This is a genomic window from Arthrobacter sp. Ms25 (genome assembly GCF_059090365.1).
The window spans coordinates 682,469-698,511 of record NZ_JBNHFP010000001.1 but is presented as its reverse complement, the minus strand read 5'-3'; the positions used below and the strand labels follow the sequence as shown (position 1 = coordinate 698,511).

15 protein-coding genes are annotated in these 16,043 nt (G+C 67.7%); 14 read left to right on the top strand and 1 reads right to left on the bottom strand.

Going from position 1 to position 16,043, the window contains the following annotated elements:
* Positions 1–55: 55 nt before the first annotated feature.
* The 3 genes from aspS to AC5RT8_RS03215 all read left to right on the top strand — a co-directional run bounded on the left by aspS (position 56) and on the right by AC5RT8_RS03215 (position 3,861).
* Complete coding sequence (gene aspS, locus AC5RT8_RS03225) at positions 56–1,849, top strand: aspartate--tRNA ligase (RefSeq protein ID WP_494094246.1); 1,794 nt, start codon at positions 56–58, stop codon at positions 1,847–1,849.
* A gap of 119 nt (positions 1,850–1,968) precedes the next feature.
* Positions 1,969–2,805 carry a PhzF family phenazine biosynthesis protein gene (locus AC5RT8_RS03220; RefSeq protein WP_494094245.1) on the top strand — a complete coding sequence of 279 codons (837 nt, stop codon included), beginning with the start codon at positions 1,969–1,971 and terminating at the stop codon, positions 2,803–2,805.
* Between the two features lie 9 nt (positions 2,806–2,814).
* Positions 2,815–3,861, top strand: coding sequence for a nitronate monooxygenase (locus tag AC5RT8_RS03215; protein ID WP_494094244.1), 1,047 nt, complete (start codon positions 2,815–2,817; stop codon positions 3,859–3,861).
* A gap of 7 nt (positions 3,862–3,868) precedes the next feature.
* Here the strand turns inward: AC5RT8_RS03215 and AC5RT8_RS03210 are convergent, their stop codons facing one another.
* Positions 3,869–4,456, bottom strand: coding sequence for an acVLRF1 family peptidyl-tRNA hydrolase (locus tag AC5RT8_RS03210; RefSeq protein ID WP_494094243.1), 588 nt, complete (start codon positions 4,454–4,456; stop codon positions 3,869–3,871).
* A gap of 70 nt (positions 4,457–4,526) precedes the next feature.
* Here AC5RT8_RS03210 and AC5RT8_RS03205 point away from each other — a divergent pair, with 70 nt between their 5' ends.
* The 11 genes from AC5RT8_RS03205 to aroB all read left to right on the top strand — a co-directional run bounded on the left by AC5RT8_RS03205 (position 4,527) and on the right by aroB (position 15,992).
* Positions 4,527–5,942 carry a replication-associated recombination protein A gene (locus tag AC5RT8_RS03205; protein ID WP_494094242.1) on the top strand — a complete coding sequence of 472 codons (1,416 nt, stop codon included), beginning with the start codon at positions 4,527–4,529 and terminating at the stop codon, positions 5,940–5,942.
* Positions 5,943–6,141: 199 nt separating this feature from the next.
* Positions 6,142–6,768, top strand: coding sequence for a 30S ribosomal protein S4 (gene rpsD / locus AC5RT8_RS03200; protein WP_227911493.1), 627 nt, complete (start codon positions 6,142–6,144; stop codon positions 6,766–6,768).
* 226 nt (positions 6,769–6,994) lie between these two features.
* Entirely contained in the window at positions 6,995–7,369 is a 375-nt protein-coding gene (locus tag AC5RT8_RS03195; protein ID WP_494094241.1) for a DUF948 domain-containing protein, read from the top strand.
* A 36-nt stretch (positions 7,370–7,405) separates the two neighbouring features.
* Positions 7,406–7,660, top strand: a complete 255-nt coding sequence (locus AC5RT8_RS03190) for a hypothetical protein (RefSeq protein WP_494094240.1) — start codon at positions 7,406–7,408, stop codon at positions 7,658–7,660.
* Between the two features lie 94 nt (positions 7,661–7,754).
* A complete protein-coding gene (alaS, locus tag AC5RT8_RS03185; protein ID WP_494094239.1) occupies positions 7,755–10,448 on the top strand; it encodes an alanine--tRNA ligase in 2,694 nt (897 codons plus the stop codon).
* A gap of 1 nt (position 10,449) precedes the next feature.
* The gene (ruvX, locus tag AC5RT8_RS03180) at positions 10,450–11,022 is read left to right on the top strand and encodes a Holliday junction resolvase RuvX (RefSeq protein ID WP_494094238.1); all 573 of its coding nucleotides are present in this window, start codon (positions 10,450–10,452) and stop codon (positions 11,020–11,022) included.
* 26 nt (positions 11,023–11,048) lie between these two features.
* Positions 11,049–12,233: an endolytic transglycosylase MltG gene (gene mltG, locus AC5RT8_RS03175; RefSeq protein WP_494094237.1), complete on the top strand. Its 1,185-nt coding sequence runs from the start codon at positions 11,049–11,051 to the stop codon at positions 12,231–12,233.
* A complete protein-coding gene (locus tag AC5RT8_RS03170) occupies positions 12,234–13,097 on the top strand; it encodes a shikimate dehydrogenase (RefSeq protein ID WP_494094236.1) in 864 nt (287 codons plus the stop codon). It abuts the gene before it with no gap.
* A 32-nt stretch (positions 13,098–13,129) separates the two neighbouring features.
* Complete coding sequence (aroC, locus tag AC5RT8_RS03165; protein ID WP_494094235.1) at positions 13,130–14,338, top strand: chorismate synthase; 1,209 nt, start codon at positions 13,130–13,132, stop codon at positions 14,336–14,338.
* Positions 14,328–14,870 (top strand): shikimate kinase, encoded by a 543-nt coding sequence (locus tag AC5RT8_RS03160; RefSeq protein ID WP_494094234.1) that lies wholly within the window; start codon positions 14,328–14,330, stop codon positions 14,868–14,870. Before aroC ends, AC5RT8_RS03160 begins: the two co-directional genes overlap by 11 nt.
* Positions 14,871–15,992, top strand: coding sequence for a 3-dehydroquinate synthase (gene aroB / locus AC5RT8_RS03155; RefSeq protein ID WP_494094233.1), 1,122 nt, complete (start codon positions 14,871–14,873; stop codon positions 15,990–15,992). It abuts the gene before it with no gap.
* The last annotated feature ends 51 nt before the right edge of the window (positions 15,993–16,043 follow it).

Here is a 16,043-nt window from a genome sequence, read left to right as displayed (position 1 = left end):
TGTATTTACAATGGGCGGAAACAGTGGTTTCCGCAAGTTTCTCGAAAGGACAGCTGTGCTGCGCACTCATGCCCTTGGTTCCCTGAGGGCCGAGCATATTGGACAGACCGTTACTCTCGCAGGCTGGGTCGCCCGACGGCGCGACCACGGCGGCGTTGCCTTCCTCGACCTCCGTGATGCTTCCGGCGTGGCGCAGGTTGTGGTGCGTGAAGAGGATGTCTTCCACGGGCTGCGCAACGAATACGTCCTGCAGATCACCGGCACCGTGCAGAAGCGCCCCGAGGGCAACGAGAACCCGGCGCTGGCCACCGGCGACGTCGAGGTGATCGCTGACGACGTCGTGATCCTGAACACCTCGGACCCGCTGCCGTTCCAGATCGACGAGCACGTGGAGGTCGGCGAGGAAGCCCGCCTGCGCCACCGCTACCTTGACCTGCGCCGCCCGGCGCCGGCAGCAGCCATGCGCCTGCGCTCCGAAGCCAACCGCGTGGCCCGCGAACTGCTGCATGACGAGGGCTTCGTGGAAATCGAAACCCCCACCCTGACCCGCTCCACCCCGGAGGGTGCCCGCGACTTCGTGGTGCCGGCGCGCCTGGCCCCGGGTTCCTGGTATGCCCTGCCGCAGTCCCCGCAGCTGTTCAAGCAGCTGCTGCAGGTGGGCGGCTTCGAGAAGTATTACCAGATTGCCCGCTGCTACCGGGACGAGGATTTCCGCGCCGACCGCCAGCCGGAGTTCACGCAGCTGGACATTGAAGCCAGCTTCGTGGAGGAAGACGACATCATCGCCCTGGGCGAGCAGATCGTGAAGTCGCTGTGGAAGCTGATCGGTGTCGAGATCAGCACCCCCATCCCGCGGATGACCTACGCCGATGCCATGGCCCGCTACGGTTCGGACAAGCCGGATCTGCGCTTCGGCCTGGAGCTGACCGAGCTCACCGAATTCTTCAAGGACACCACCTTCCGCGTCTTCCAGGCACCGTACGTCGGCGCCGTCGTGATGCCGGGCGGAGCCTCCCAGGCCCGCCGCACCCTCGACGCCTGGCAGGAATGGGCCAAGCAGCGCGGTGCAAAGGGCCTCGCCTACGTGCTGATCCAGGAAGACGGTACGCTCACCGGTCCGGTCGCCAAGAACCTGACCGATTTCGAGCGGGAGAACCTGGCCGAAAAGGTCGGGGCGAAGCCCGGCGACTGCATCTTCTTCGGTGCCGGCGAGAAGAGCGAGGCACGTGCCCTGCTCGGTGCCGCCCGCGTCGAAATCGGCCACCGCACCGGCCTGATCGACCCGAAGGACTGGGCGTTCGTCTGGGTGGTCGACGCACCCATGTTCGAACCGGCGTCGGCCGCCGTTGCCGCCGGCGACGTGGCCGTGGGCGGCGGTGCCTGGACCGCCGTGCACCACGCCTTCACCTCGCCCAAGCCCGAATTCATGGACACCTTCGACACGGATCCCGAGTCGGCGCTGGCCTACGCCTATGACATTGTCTGCAACGGCAACGAAATCGGCGGCGGTTCCATCCGTATCCACCAGCGCGATGTGCAGGAACGGGTCTTCAAGGTCATGGGCCTGTCCCAGGAGGACGCCCAGGAGAAGTTCGGCTTCCTGCTCGAAGGCTTCAAGTACGGCGCCCCGCCGCACGGCGGCATCGCCTTCGGCTGGGACCGCGTGGTGGCCCTGCTGGCCGGCACCGACTCCATCCGCGACGTCATCGCGTTCCCGAAGTCCGGCGGCGGCTTTGATCCGCTGACGCAGGCTCCGGCGCCGATCACGCCGCAGCAGCGCAAGGAAGCCGGCGTGGACTTCAAGCCCGAGGCGAAGAAGGACAAGGAAGCAGCGGCGAAGGAAGCATAACTTTCCGCCGCAATGGGTACCCGGCCGCATCCTGCGGCCGGGTACCGTGCTTTAAACTCCTGCCTGACATGGCCGCTTCCGGTGGACACTCCGGCACCGGCACCCGATAGTGTTCTGGCATGAGAGATCGCTGGTTCAAGCAGGTGGACGTCTTCGGCACAAAACCCTATCTGGGCAACCCCGTGGCGGTGGTGCTGGATGCGGACGGTGTTTCCGATGCCGCCATGGCGTCCTTTGCCCGGTGGACCAATCTGTCGGAAACCACCTTCGTCCTGCCTCCGACGCAGGATGGTGCCGACTACAAGGTCCGCATTTTCACCCCCGGGGGAGAGATCCCCTTCGCCGGACATCCCACGCTGGGTACCTGCCATGCCTGGCTGGAGGCCGGCAACGTTCCGCATTATCCCGGCGTCGTCATCTCCGAATGCGGAGTGGGGCTGGTGACCCTGCACGCCTCGGCCGGAATGGCGGCCTTCGGCGCGCCGCCGCTGATCCGCTCCGGTGAGTTGGAGGAATCCGTGCTGCAACAGGCGGTGGACGCACTGGGCATCACCCGGGACCAGGTCACCGCGTCCAACTGGATCGACAACGGCCCCGGCTGGCTGGGCCTGCTCCTGAAGGATGCCGAAACCGTGCTGTCCCTGAGGCCGGACCCGGGGGTCATGGGTTCCCTGGCGGTCGGCGTGATCGCCCCGCAGCCCGACGGCGCCGAAACGGACTTTGAAGTCCGTGCCTTCGCCCCCGGCCACGGCGTGCCGGAGGATCCGGTCACCGGGAGCCTTAACGCCGGCCTGGCGCAGTGGCTGATCGGAGCCGGGCTGGCACCGGAACGCTACACCGTCACCCAGGGCACCGTGCTGGAACGGTCCGGACTGGTGCGGATCTTTACCCGGGACCGCAGGATCTGGGTGGGCGGCGAAACGTCCACCTGCATCGACGGCACCGTGAAGCTGTAGTCTCCGGCAGTGTTTACGCTGAAGTCCCTCTCGCGCGCCGTCGTCGGCGCTCCGATGGCCGGCGGGCCGTCCACGCCCGCGTTGGCCGCGGCCGTCTCCGGCGCGGGCGGGCTGGGCTTCCTTGCAGCCGGTTACAAGGACGCCGGGGCCGTCGCCGCGGAAATCATCCGGGTCCGGGAGCTGGCGGACCGGCCGTTCGGCGTCAACCTGTTTGTGCCGGACGCAGCCCATACCGGCGGCTCCGGTACATCCCGGCAGGTGGCGGACGCCCTGGCCTACCGGGAGCAGCTGGCCCGGGAGTACGCCGCGGACCTACTGCCGCTGCCGGATCCGGAGGACGACGACGGCTGGGACGCCAAACTCGAACTGGTCCAGCGGCTGCAGGTGCCGGTGGTCTCCTTCACCTTCGGCCTGCCCGGCAGGGACGTCATTGCCGCGCTGCACGCTGCGGGCAGCACCGTCGCCGTCACGGTAACCACCGTGGAAGAGGCCTCCCTGGCGGTGTCCGCCGGCGCACGGATTCTTTGCGTGCAGGGACCCGAAGCCGGCGGTCACCGCGGAACCTTCGACGCCGCAGCCGAACCGGCCGCTCAGCCGCTGGTCGATGTAGTGCGTGCCGTCCGCGCCGCCGTCAGCCCCCGTGTCGAAGTCATTGCTGCCGGAGGCATCGCCGCCGCCGCACAGACACGGACCCTGCGCAGCGCAGGGGCGGACGCCGTGCAGATCGGCACCGCCCTGCTCCTGACCCCGGAGGCCGGAACCACTTCCGTCCACCGGGCCGCGCTGCAGGATGCGCAGTTTACCCAGACCGCCTTGACCCGGTCCTTCTCCGGGCGCACCGCCCGGGGACTGGCCAACCGGTTCATGGCAGAACACCCGGACGCCCCGGCGGCCTACCCGCTGATACATCAGCTCACGAAAGCACTTCGGGCGCAGGCGGCAGCCGCCGGAGACCCGCACGGCACCAGCCTCTGGGCCGGAACCGGGTACCGGTCGGCACTGCCGGAGCCGGCCGCCGCCGTGGTGGAGCGCATCGCGGGCGACCTGCCGCACTGACGGGCGGCTAGGGCAGACTGATCCGGATGAACACCGACACCGCGTTACGGGCCGCCTGAGCCAGGACGGCGGCCTTCGGGTCCGGTACGTCCAGCGGACGCAGCCGGGGCAGGCGGGTCCACCGGGAGAACTCCCGCCGGAGGGCTACCTGTTCCGCCAGCCCCCGGTCACCGCCGAACACCAGGTACTCCGGCGCCGTGCCGGCGAATACGGCCGCAGCCTGTTCCGCGGCGGCGGCTGCCAGCACCTCCGCGGCGTTCGCCCGGCGGCTGTTGGAGGAACCGGTCTTGGACGCCAGCAGCACCCCTTCCCGCGCCACCCCCACGGCGTATCCGCCGCGCCGGACCAGCACCAGGCCCAGGGTGCGGGCCTGTCCGGCCAGCGAGGCGAGGCGTCCGACGTCGTCGGCTCCCCGCCCGGGCCGCCCGTCGGGCGGCCACGGGGCGATCAGCTCCGCCTCGGCACCGGATGCCGCGCGGACCCGGAGGCCGTCGTCGCCGGGGAGGAATTCCAGCGCGCCCTGGGCAGCTTCGAACCGTTCCAGCCACCCCGGGAGCCGTTCCGCCGAAACATAGGTGCTGCGCGAGGCGGGCATGGCCTTAGTCTGCTTTCAACGGAAACGGGGGTGGACTTAGCTCAGGTTACGGCACGAGTAGCCTTGAAGCGTGAATGCTTTGCCGGGGAATGATTTGTTCAGCATCGACGGAGACGACGACGCGGAGTTCGACGACGCCGCGGCGGACACGGGCACGAGGACCCGCCCGCGCAGTCCGCTGGCTGTCCGGATGCGGCCGCGCTCGGTGGACGAAGTGGTGGGCCAGCAGCACCTGCTCGGTCCCGGGTCGCCGCTGCGCACCCTCGCGTCCTCCGCTGATGAACGCAACCCGGCCGGTCCGTCGTCGGTGATGCTCTGGGGTCCGCCCGGCACCGGCAAGACCACCCTGGCCCACGTCGTGGCCCGCGGCGCCGGCCGCAAGTTCGTGGAGCTGTCCGCCATCACCGCCGGCGTCAAGGACGTGCGCCGCGTCATGGAGCAGGCGCTGACGGACCGGGACCTGCACGGCGTCACCACCATCCTCTTCCTGGACGAGATCCACCGCTTCAACAAGGCCCAGCAGGACGCCCTGCTGCCCGGGGTGGAAAACCGGTGGGTGGTGCTCATGGCCGCCACCACGGAAAACCCGTCCTTCTCCGTGGTCTCCCCGCTGCTGTCCCGTTCGCTGCTGCTCACGCTGAAACCGCTGACCGAGGCGGACATTGCCGCGCTGCTCCAGCGCGCCGTCGAGGACGAGCGGGGACTGGCGGGCCGGGTCACGCTCAGCGCCGAAGCTCTCGAGCACCTGGTCCGGCTGGCGGCAGGTGACGCCCGCCGCGGGCTGACCGCGCTCGAGGCCGCCGCCGGCGTCGCCTACTCCGAGCGCGCCGAAGGCCAGGACGTTCCCGAAGTCACGCTCAGGCATGCCGAGGAAGCCCTGGACGTTGCAGCGCTGCGCTATGACCGGGCCGGGGACCAGCACTATGACATCATCAGCGCGTTCATCAAGTCCCTGCGCGGATCCGACGTCGACGCCGCGCTGCACTACCTGGCGCGCATGCTGGAATCGGGGGAGGACCCCCGGTTCATTTCCCGGCGGCTGATCATTTCCGCGTCGGAAGACGTGGGCATGGCCGATCCGACGGCGCTGCAGACCGCCGTCGCAGCTGCGCAGGCTGTGCAGCTGATCGGCATGCCCGAAGGGCGGATCATCCTCGCCGAAGCCGTGGTGCATATTGCCACCGCACCGAAGTCCAACGCCGCCTACAACGGGATCAACGCCGCAATTGCGGACGTGCGGGCCGGGAGGGGGCAGGGCGTCCCGTCCCACCTGCGCGACGCCCACTACCCGGGCGCGAAGCAGCTGGGGCACGGCAAGGGCTACGTGTACTCGCATGATTCCCCTCATGGGGTTGCCCGCCAGCAGTACGCCCCGGACGACCTGGTCGGCAAGAACTACTACGAACCGACCGGCAACGGCGTGGAGCGCGACATTTCGGCACGGCTGGAACGGCTCCGGGGAATCATCCGGGGGGAGAAGCACTGAGCACCGGCAGGCCTGCGGCCCGGGAAGTGCGTGTTAGCATTGATGGTTGACTGGCAAGCCGGTTGTCGATTTCGACACCTTGGCTGTAGCAGACGGCAGCGGTTGGCCGGAGCTCTCCCTCATGGAGGCCAGCATATTTCGCAGCAGTCACGGCACGCAGGACAGCCGTGGCCAAACCGCCAAACAGTGAAAGGTGAACGTGGCTAACAACACACGTGCACGCCGTCAGGCACGCGCATCGCGCGCCCTCGGCATTGCTTTGACCCCCAAGGCAGCTAAGTACTTCGAGCGTCGGCCTTACCCCCCGGGTGAGCACGGCCGCGCCCGTCGCAAGCAGGACAGCGACTACGCCGTACGTCTGCGTGAAAAGCAGCGTCTGCGTGCGCAGTACGGCATCCGCGAAGCACAGATGACCCGTGTCTTCGAAGAAGCCCGCCGTACCGCCGGCCTGACCGGTGAAAACCTGATCGAACTGCTCGAAATGCGTCTCGACGCACTCGTGCTGCGTGCCGGCTTTGCCCGCACGATCGCCCAGGCCCGCCAGCTGGTTGTGCACCGCCACATCCTGGTTGACGGTGCCCGCGTGGACCGCCCGTCCTTCCGCGTTTCCGAAGGCCAGCTCATCCACGTGCACCAGCGCAGCGAGACCATGACGCCGTTCCAGGTTGCCGCAGCCGGCGCCCACCGCGACGTCCTGCCCGCCGTCCCGGGTTACCTCGACGTTTCCCTGGACAAGCTGCAGGCACGCCTTGTGCGTCGCCCCAAGCGTTCCGAAATCCCCGTGACCTGCGAAGAGCAGCTCGTTGTGGAATACTACGCACGCTAATAACGGTAATTCTTCCGTTTACCGAACAGCCCGCGGCCCTGCGCCGCGGGCTGTTTTGTTGTCCGGAGCAGTGCCGCCCCGAGTGGCGCATACGGCAAAAGTAAGTGCCGCGGGGCTGCAGTAGGTAAGGTACATACCGGGGTCTTTCGCCGTATGCAGGGAAAGACGCCACGGCAGAACCGTCCACGGTGATGCGAACCACGATTTTTTGCGCAAAAGGAGTCCCATGTCGGGTGGAGATATAGCCGGTCTGATCGCGGCCGGTGTGTTTGCCGTATTGGTCGCGTTGCTGGCCGTCCCCGTCTGGAAACTGGGGAAGGTTTTTGACGAGATGCGCGCCGCCATCCGGACGCTCAGCGAGGAAACCACCCCGCTGATCGACGAGGTCACCGCAACGGTGTCCACCACCAACCAGCAGCTGCAGAAGGTGGACGGCATCTCCTCGAACGTCTCGGACGCGTCCGCGAACCTCTCCGCCCTGTCTTCCCTGGTGGCCGCCACCGTGGGATCTCCGCTGATCAAGGTCTCGGCGTTCAGCTACGGCGTCCGCTCCGCCCTTGCTTCCCGCAGGAGTGCCGGCCGCGGCCGGCGCAGCCGCTAAGCCGCCAGCACACGTACACAACTACAGGAGCCAGCCATGATCAAGCGCGTATTTTGGATGTCCATCGGAGTCGCCATCGGCGTCATCGCCGTCCGCAGGGCCTCCGAGGCCAAGGCCAGCCTGAGCCAGGCGGGAATCAACCGTGCCGTCGATTCCGCAGCGGGCGTGGTGCAGGGCTTCGCCGAAGCACTGCGCGAAGGCATGGGCCAGCGCGAGGGTGAGCTGCGTGCCGCCCTCGGACTGGACACCCCCGACAACGTCACCGAGACACTGAGGTCCACCCGCCGCTGAGCGCCGGTACTTCTTCGTCACTGGCAGCACAGCACCACGCACGCAGTCCCACCTGCCTGCTGAACCATCATTACCGGAAGGGTATAGAAGCACCATGAAGTCCCACGAGATTGCACGCCGCTGGCTGGACTACTTCAGCGATAAGGGGCATACGGTGGTGCCCTCGGCGTCACTCGTCTCCAATGATCCCTCGCTGCTGTTCACCGTGGCCGGCATGGTGCCCTTCATTCCGTACCTCACCGCCCGTGAAAAGGCCCCCTACAGCCGGGCCACCAGCGTGCAGAAGTGCATCCGTACCGCCGACATCGAAGAAGTCGGCAAGACCGCACGCCACGGCACCTTCTTCCAGATGGCCGGTAACTTCTCCTTCGGTGACTACTTCAAGGAAGAAGCCATCACCTACGCGTGGGAACTGCTGACCTCCGACGTCGACAAGGGCGGGTTCGGCCTGGATCCCGAGCGCCTCTGGGTCACCGTCTACGAAGACGGCGACGAGCGCGACGACGAAGCACGGACGATCTGGCGGGACAAGATCGGCGTCCCCAACGAGCGCATCATCGGCACGGGCAAGGCCGACAACTACTGGAACACCGGACAGGCCGGCCCCGGCGGCCCCTGCTCCGAGATCTACTACGACCGCGGACCGGCCTACGGACTCGAGGGCGGCCCCGCCGTCGACGAGACGCGCTACATCGAAATCTGGAACCTGGTCTTCATGCAGTACCAGCTCTCCGCCGTCCGTTCCAAGACGGACTTCGACGTTGCCGGGGAACTGCCGCAGAAGAACATCGACACCGGCCTCGGCCTGGAACGCCTGGCCATGATCCTGCAGGGCGTGGAGAACATGTACGAGACGGACCAGGTCCGTCCCGTGCTGGACAAGGCCGCCGAGCTTTCCGGCAAGACCTACACCAGCGCCGAGGATCCGTCCGATCCGCACCACACGGACGACGTCCGGATGCGCGTCGTGGCCGACCACATCCGCTCCGCCCTGATGCTGATTTCCGACGGCGTGAGCCCCTCCAACGAAGGCCGCGGCTACGTGCTGCGCCGCCTGATCCGCCGTGCGGTGCGCGCCATGCGGCTGCTCGGCGTGGAAACCGCCGTGCTGCCCGAACTGCTGCCCGTCTCCCGGGACGCCATGAAGGGCACCTACCCCGAGGTCGAGTCCGACTTCGCCAGGATCAGCCGGATCGCCTACGCGGAGGAAAAGGCGTTCCTGCGCACCATCGCTTCCGGCACCGAGCGCCTGGAGGAAGCCGTCAAGGTCTCCAAGGCCGCCGGTGCTCCGTTGAGCGGCGAAGAAGCCTTCGCCCTGCACGACACCTACGGGTTCCCCATCGACCTCACGCTGGAAATGGCCGAGGAAGCGGGCCTGAAGGTGGACGAGGCCGGCTTCCGCTCCCTCATGGCCGAACAGCGCAAGCGTGCCCAGGCCGATGCCCGCGGAAAGAAGCACGGCCACGCGGACATGTCCGTGTTCAACGAGCTGCTGGCGGCCGGTTCCACGGTGTTCACCGGCTACGACGAGCTGCAGACCGAATCGAAGGTCCGCGGCATCATCTCCGGAAACTCCCGGGTCGAATACGCCGGACAGGGCTCGGAGATTTCCCTGGTCCTGGACGAGACACCGTTCTACGCCGAAGCCGGCGGCCAGGCCGCCGACACCGGACTCATCACCGGCGACGGCTTTGTCCTCGAAGTGCAGGACGTCCAGCGCCCGGTCAAGGGCCTGAGCGTGCACAAGGCCATTGTCCGCGAAGGCGAAATTGCTGCCGGCGCGAACGTCCTGGCCGCCGTTGACGCCCAGCGCCGCCACGAAGCCGAGCAGGCGCACTCCGGTACGCACATCGTGCACGCCGCACTGCACCAGATCCTCGGCCCGGAAGCGCTCCAGCGCGGCTCCTTCAACAAGGCCGGCTACCTGCGCTTCGACTTCTCCTGGGGCGAAGGCCTCTCCGATGCCGCGAAGTCCGAAATCGAAGAGGTTTCCAACCTCGCGATCCGCAGCAACTACCAGGTCGAAACCAAGATCATGTCCCTGGCCGACGCCAAGGCCCTGGGCGCCACGGCGCTGTTCGGTGAAGCCTACGGCGACACCGTGCGCGTGGTGGAGATGAACGGGGACTGGTCCCGCGAGCTCTGCGGCGGCACGCACGTGGCTTCGACCTCCCGCATCGGCAGCCTGACGCTGCTGGGCGAGCAGTCCGTGGGATCCGGAAACCGCCGCGTCGAAGCCTTCGTGGGCATGGACGCCTTCCGCCACCTCGCCGCAGAGCGGGCACTGGTGAACGAGCTGTCCGAAATGCTCAAGGTGCCTTCGGCCCAGCTGCCGGACCGCCTGGCCGCCACCCTGGCCAAGCTTAAGTCCACGGAGAAGGAACTGGAACGGCTCCGCCGTGAACAGCTGGCCGCCTCGGCCGCCGCGCTCGTGGGGTCGGCAGTGGACGTCGACGGTGTCCGGCTGCTGGCCCACAACGCCGGCGAGGTCGGGGGAGCGGATGACCTGCGGACCCTGGCGCTGGACCTCCGGTCCCGCCTGGGCAGCGAACCTGCGGCCGTGGCCGTAGCCGGTGTCTCCAACAACCGGCCCGTCGTCATTGTCGCCACCAACGAAGGCGCCCGCAGTGCCGGCGTCAAGGCAGGGGCGCTTGTCAAGGTTGCCGCCGGCGTCCTTGGCGGCGGCGGAGGCGGCAAGGACGACGTCGCCCAGGGCGGCGGCTCCGATGCCGGCCGGATCGCGGATGCGCTCACAGCCATCCGCGAAGCCGTGGCCGGGCGGGCCTAACTTGGCCGGTCTGCGCGGGGTGAAGCTGGGTGTCGACGTCGGCCTTGTTCGGGTCGGCCTCGCAGCCAGCGACCCCGACGGCGTCCTGGCCATGCCGGTGAAGACGCTGAAGCGGGACGCGAAGAAAAACAGCGACATCCGCGTGGTGGTCCGCGAAGCTGCCGAGCGGGGGGCCGTCGAGGTGTTCGTCGGCCTGCCCCGGAGCCTGAGCGGCGGCGAAACCGCGTCCACGCAGATGGCACGGGAGTACGCGCAGACGCTGGTCCAGGCCCTGGCCGACGCCGGGCAGGACCAGCAGGTGCGGCTCGTGGATGAGCGCCTGACTACGGTGTCCGCGCACCGATCGCTGCACGAAGCTGGAATGAATAGCCGGAATCACCGTACAGTGGTGGATCAAGCGGCCGCTGTGGCCATTTTGCAGCAGTCTATTGACACACAGCGGTCCCTGAACCGGGACGTAGGGGAGCTGGTTACACTTAGCCGGCCGCGCCGCCCAGGCGGCGGAGCGCCGGCTCCGACTGAGGAGTTCGACATTTCGCAGGACATCGAGCGCGAAGGCGGTATCACGCCGTGAGCCATAGATATCCCGAGTATCCCCCTATGGCGGAACCGGAGCGCCAGCCCGAGCAGTCCGGCATGGAGGTCCTGCCCGTGGGCCGGTTCTTCGAGGAGCCCTCCGAGCTGCCCAGCCGCAGGAGCCAGCGGCCGAGCCGTGAAAAGCAGCGTCGCCGCCGTCGCCGCACCATCATCATGGCCACCGTGCTGGTCGTGTTCGCCGGAGTCGTTTTCGGCCTCATCATGTTCCTGCGGGACCTGTTGGGCATGAACGAGATCCAGGACTACGAGGGAGCCGGCAACGGAACGGTGGCCTTCACCGTCGCCGAAGGTGACGGCCCGCTGCTGATCGGCGGCAAGCTCGAAGCCGAAGACATCGTCGCCACGTCCAAGGAATTCGTCAACGCCTTCACTGCGCAGTCGGACGGACGGGAAATCCAGCCCGGGACGTACGAGATGAAGTACCAGATGTCCTCGTCGGCGGCCGTGGATGCCCTGCTGGGAGACGGCGAAACCCAGGTGCATTACGCCGCCGTGGCCCGCGACCTGCGCCAGAACGAGGTGTTCGAGGTCCTGAACACCTCCACCCGGATCCCGTTGTCGGAGTTCCAGGCACTGGCCGCCAACCCGCAGCAGTTCGGCCTGCCCCAGGAAGCGGTCAGTCTCGAGGGCTACCTGTTCCCCGGTGAATACCGGTTCGAGGTGGATAAGAGCGCCACCGAGATCATCACCGAAATGGTGGAGAACACCTTCACTGAACTCGAAGAGGCCGGTATTACCGATCCCGCCGAGCAGTACCGGATCCTGACCAAGGCCAGCATCATCCAGGCGGAGGCCGGTGAAGCCGACTACGGTACGGTGGCAGGCTCCATCGAGAACCGGCTGGGCCCGGACAACAAGGAAACCAACGGGCTGATCCAGTCCGACGCCACCGTGACCTACGGCCTGGACCGCAAGAGCTACGAGCTCACCGCTGAGGAAAAGGCGGACAAATCCAATCCGTACAACACCTACGCCAATCCCGGACTGCCTGTCGGCCCCATCGGCTCGCCGAGCAGCGAAGCGATTGACGCGGCAGCCAACCCGGAAGACGTCCCGTATTTCTACTGGGTCACGGTCAACCTGGACACCGGTGAAACCAAGTTCTCCACCACCCTGGCCGAGCATGCCAAGTACGTGGAGGAATACCAGAACTGGTGCAGCACCCAAAAAGCCGGGCGGTGCGGATAGGTGGTTTCACGACGGGCAGCCGTCCTGGGGCATCCGATCGGCCATTCCAAGTCGCCCCTGCTGCACCGGGCCGCCTATGCCCATCTGGGGTTCGAATGCACTTATGAAGCAATCGATCTCCGTGAAGGGCAGGCCCCGGAGTTCGTGGCCTCCCTTCGCGGGCAGGCGGGCTGGACCGGCCTGTCCGTGACCATGCCGCTGAAGGCGGTCATGGTGGACCAGATGGACGAGGTCACCGCGCTGGTGCAGGCGCTCGGGGTGCTGAACACCGTAACCTTCACCCGCACGGGCTCCCGGACGCGGCTGACGGGACACAACACGGATGTGGCGGGCATTGTCGGAGCCCTGCGGCATGCCGGAACCGGCCGCCGGCCGCGCGCCGTCATCCTGGGCGCCGGCGGGACCGCGTGCGCTGCCGTTGCTGCCCTGGCGCAGTTGGATGCGGCCGACGTCGACGTCTGCGCCCGGCGCTTTCCGGACGCTGCGGCGGGACAGGCAGGGGTGCGTGAAGCGGGCTCGGCGGCCGGTGTCACGGTGCACCTTCGCCCGTGGGAGGAAGCGGCGGCGGCCTGCTCGGCTGCAGACGCGGTGATCTGCACCCTGCCCCCGCACGGCGCAGACGTTCTTGCGGATCTCCTGACCGCGGCCCGCCCGGGCGCGGTCCTCCTGGATGTTGCCTACGACCCCTGGCCCAGCCGCCTTGCCTCGGCCTGGTCCGGACTCGGCGGAACAGTGGCACCGGGAATCGAGATGCTGCTGTACCAGGCGGTCGAACAAGTGAGACTGTTCACCGGAGAGGCCTTTTCCGACGAACCCGGCGTCACAAATGCCATGTGTGACGCCGTCGGAATCCCGCGGCGCTGAACCGCCGCTTCGGGCATGGCAGTATGGAAAGCATGTTGCGTTGGTTGACCGCCGGTGAGTCCCACGGCCCTGCCCTGGTTGGAATTATTGAAGGCGTCCCTGCCGGAGTGGAAATGGACAGCACCCGGATAGCGGATGCCCTGGCCCGCCGCCGGCTTGGCTACGGCCGCGGCGCCCGGATGAAGTTCGAACAGGATGCCGTGCGCATCCTCGGCGGCGTCCGGCACGGCCTAACCCAGGGCGGCCCCGTCGCCATTGAAATCGGCAACACCGAATGGCCCAAATGGGAGCAGGTGATGGCCGCCGATCCCGTGGATCCCGCCGTCCTGGCCGATTCGGCCCGCAACGCCCCGCTCACGCGTCCCCGTCCGGGGCACGCCGACTTCACCGGCATGCAGAAATACGGCTTCGACGAGGCCCGCCCCGTCCTCGAGCGGGCCAGCGCGCGGGAAACCGCTACCCGCGTGGCCCTGGGCGCCGTGGCCTCTGCCTTCCTGGAACAGCTGGGCATTAAGCTGGTCAGCCACACCGTCGGGATCGCCGGCGTGATGGCCCCAGAGGGAGGCGCGCTGCCGCTGCCCGCTGACGTGGACGCCCTCGACGCCGATCCGATGCGCTGCTTCGACGCCGGCGTGTCGGCGGCCATGGTGGCCGAGGTCGATGCCGCCCACAAGGAGGGTGAGACGCTCGGGGGAGTGGTGGAGGTGCTCACCTACGGCCTGCCGCCCGGACTCGGCAGCTACGTGCACTGGGACCGCCGTCTGGATGCCCGGATTGCCGGTGCCCTGATGGGCATCCAGGCCATCAAGGGCGTCGAGGTGGGCGACGGGTTCCTCACAGCGGCCCGGCGCGGTTCCGCCGCGCACGACGAAATCCTCCAGGACGCCGAGGGTCGGGTGATCCGGTCCGGAAACCGGGCCGGCGGCATCGAGGGCGGCATGAGCATCGGCGAACTGCTGCGGGTCCGCGCCGCAATGAAACCCATTGCCACGGTGCCGCGGGCGCTGCGCACCGTGGACGTCAGGACGTCCGAGCCGGCACGCGCACACCACCAGCGGTCGGATGTCTGCGCCGTCCCTGCCGCAGGCGTGGTGGCCGAGGCCATGGTGGCGCTGGTCCTGGCCGAAGCCGTGATCGAGAAGTTCGGCGGCGATTCGGTACCCGAAACGGCACGCAACCTGCACGCCTACCTGGCCGCCATCCCGCAGTCCCTGGAATCCGCCGGCACCGATGTCCCCTAACCGCGGCCGGCCGTGGAACCCGCGCCGGCACCTGGTCCTGATGGGCTTCATGGCTGCAGGCAAGTCCGTGGTCGGACGCGGTTTCGCCGCACGCCAGGGAATGCCTTTCCTGGATACGGACGAGGCCGTCGTGGCCCGCTACGGTCCCATTGCCGGCATTTTCAGCGCCTACGGTGAACACTATTTCCGCGAGGTCGAGGCGCGGACCGTTGCCGCGGCGCTGGAATCCCGGGTGCCTACCGTGATTTCCCTGGGCGGAGGCGCCGTCCTGGACTCCGGCACCCAGCAGCTGCTCGGCCGGGCCACGGTAGTGTTTCTGGATACGGACCTTGGCACTGTGCTTCCCCGGATCACGCGTGCAGGACACCGCCCGCTGCTGGCACCGGACCCGGTCCGGCGCTGGCAGGAGCTGGCGGACGTCCGCCGTCCCGTATACGAATCCCTGGCCGACATCACCATTGACACCAGGGGACTTACCGTTCCGGCCATCATTGACCGGCTGACTTCCGTCCTCACTAAAGGAGAAGACTAGATGCCCTCCGAACCGACGATCATTCCGGTGACCGGCGCCAACCCCGCAGAGAACTACGACGTCGTTGTGGGCAACGGGCTGCTTGGCCGGCTGCCGGACATGCTCGGCGAGCGTGTGCGCCGCGTGCTGGTCATCCACCCCCGCGCGCTGCGCACCACCGGCGACACCGTGCGCGATGAACTCGCCGCCACGGGCCTGACCGCCGTGACCGCGGAAATTCCCGATGCCGAAGAAGGCAAGCACATCCAGGTTGCGTCCTTCTGCTGGCAGGTCCTGGGCCAAAACGATTTCACGCGCTCCGACGCGATTGTGGCGGTGGGCGGCGGCGCCGTCACCGATGTGGCGGGCTTCGTGGCCGCCACCTGGCTGCGCGGCATCAAGGTGGTGCATATCCCCACGTCCCTGCTGGGCATGGTGGACGCCGCCGTGGGCGGCAAGACCGGCATCAACACCGCCGAGGGCAAGAACCTGGTGGGCGCCTTCCATCCTCCCGCCGGGGTCCTGGCCGACCTGGACGCACTGGCAACGCTGCCGAAGAACGAACTGCTCAGCGGCATGGCCGAGGTGATTAAATGCGGATTCATCGCCGACCCCGCCATCCTCGACCTGGTCGAAGCGAACCTTGACGCCGTTGCCGACGGCGGCTCCGACGTCGTACGCGAACTCGTGGAACGCTCCATCGCGGTGAAGGCGGACATTGTCTCCTCGGACCTGCGCGAGAGCGGCCGGCGGGAATTCCTGAACTACGGACACACGCTGGGCCATTCCATCGAACTGGCCGAACGCTATCAGTGGCGCCACGGCGCGGCCGTGTCCGTCGGGCTCGTCTTCGCTGCCGAGCTGGGCCGCATGGTGGGCCGGCTCGACGACGCCACGGCGGACCGGCACAAGGCAATCCTGTCCTCCCTGGGGCTGCCGGTAACCTACCGGAAGGACCGCTGGTCCGCACTGCTGGACGGCATGCGCCGGGACAAGAAGTCCCGCGGCGACCTGCTGCGCTTCGTAGTGCTGGACGGGCTGGCGAAACCGTCGATGCTCGAAGTGCCGGACACCTCGCTGCTGTTCGCGACGTACCAGGAGATTGCGTCCGAGCCGCAGGGCGGAATCCGCCTCAGCCTGTAGGTTCCGCGCGAGCGGGTAGAATAGTCGACGGACTTGAATAAAACGTACTTT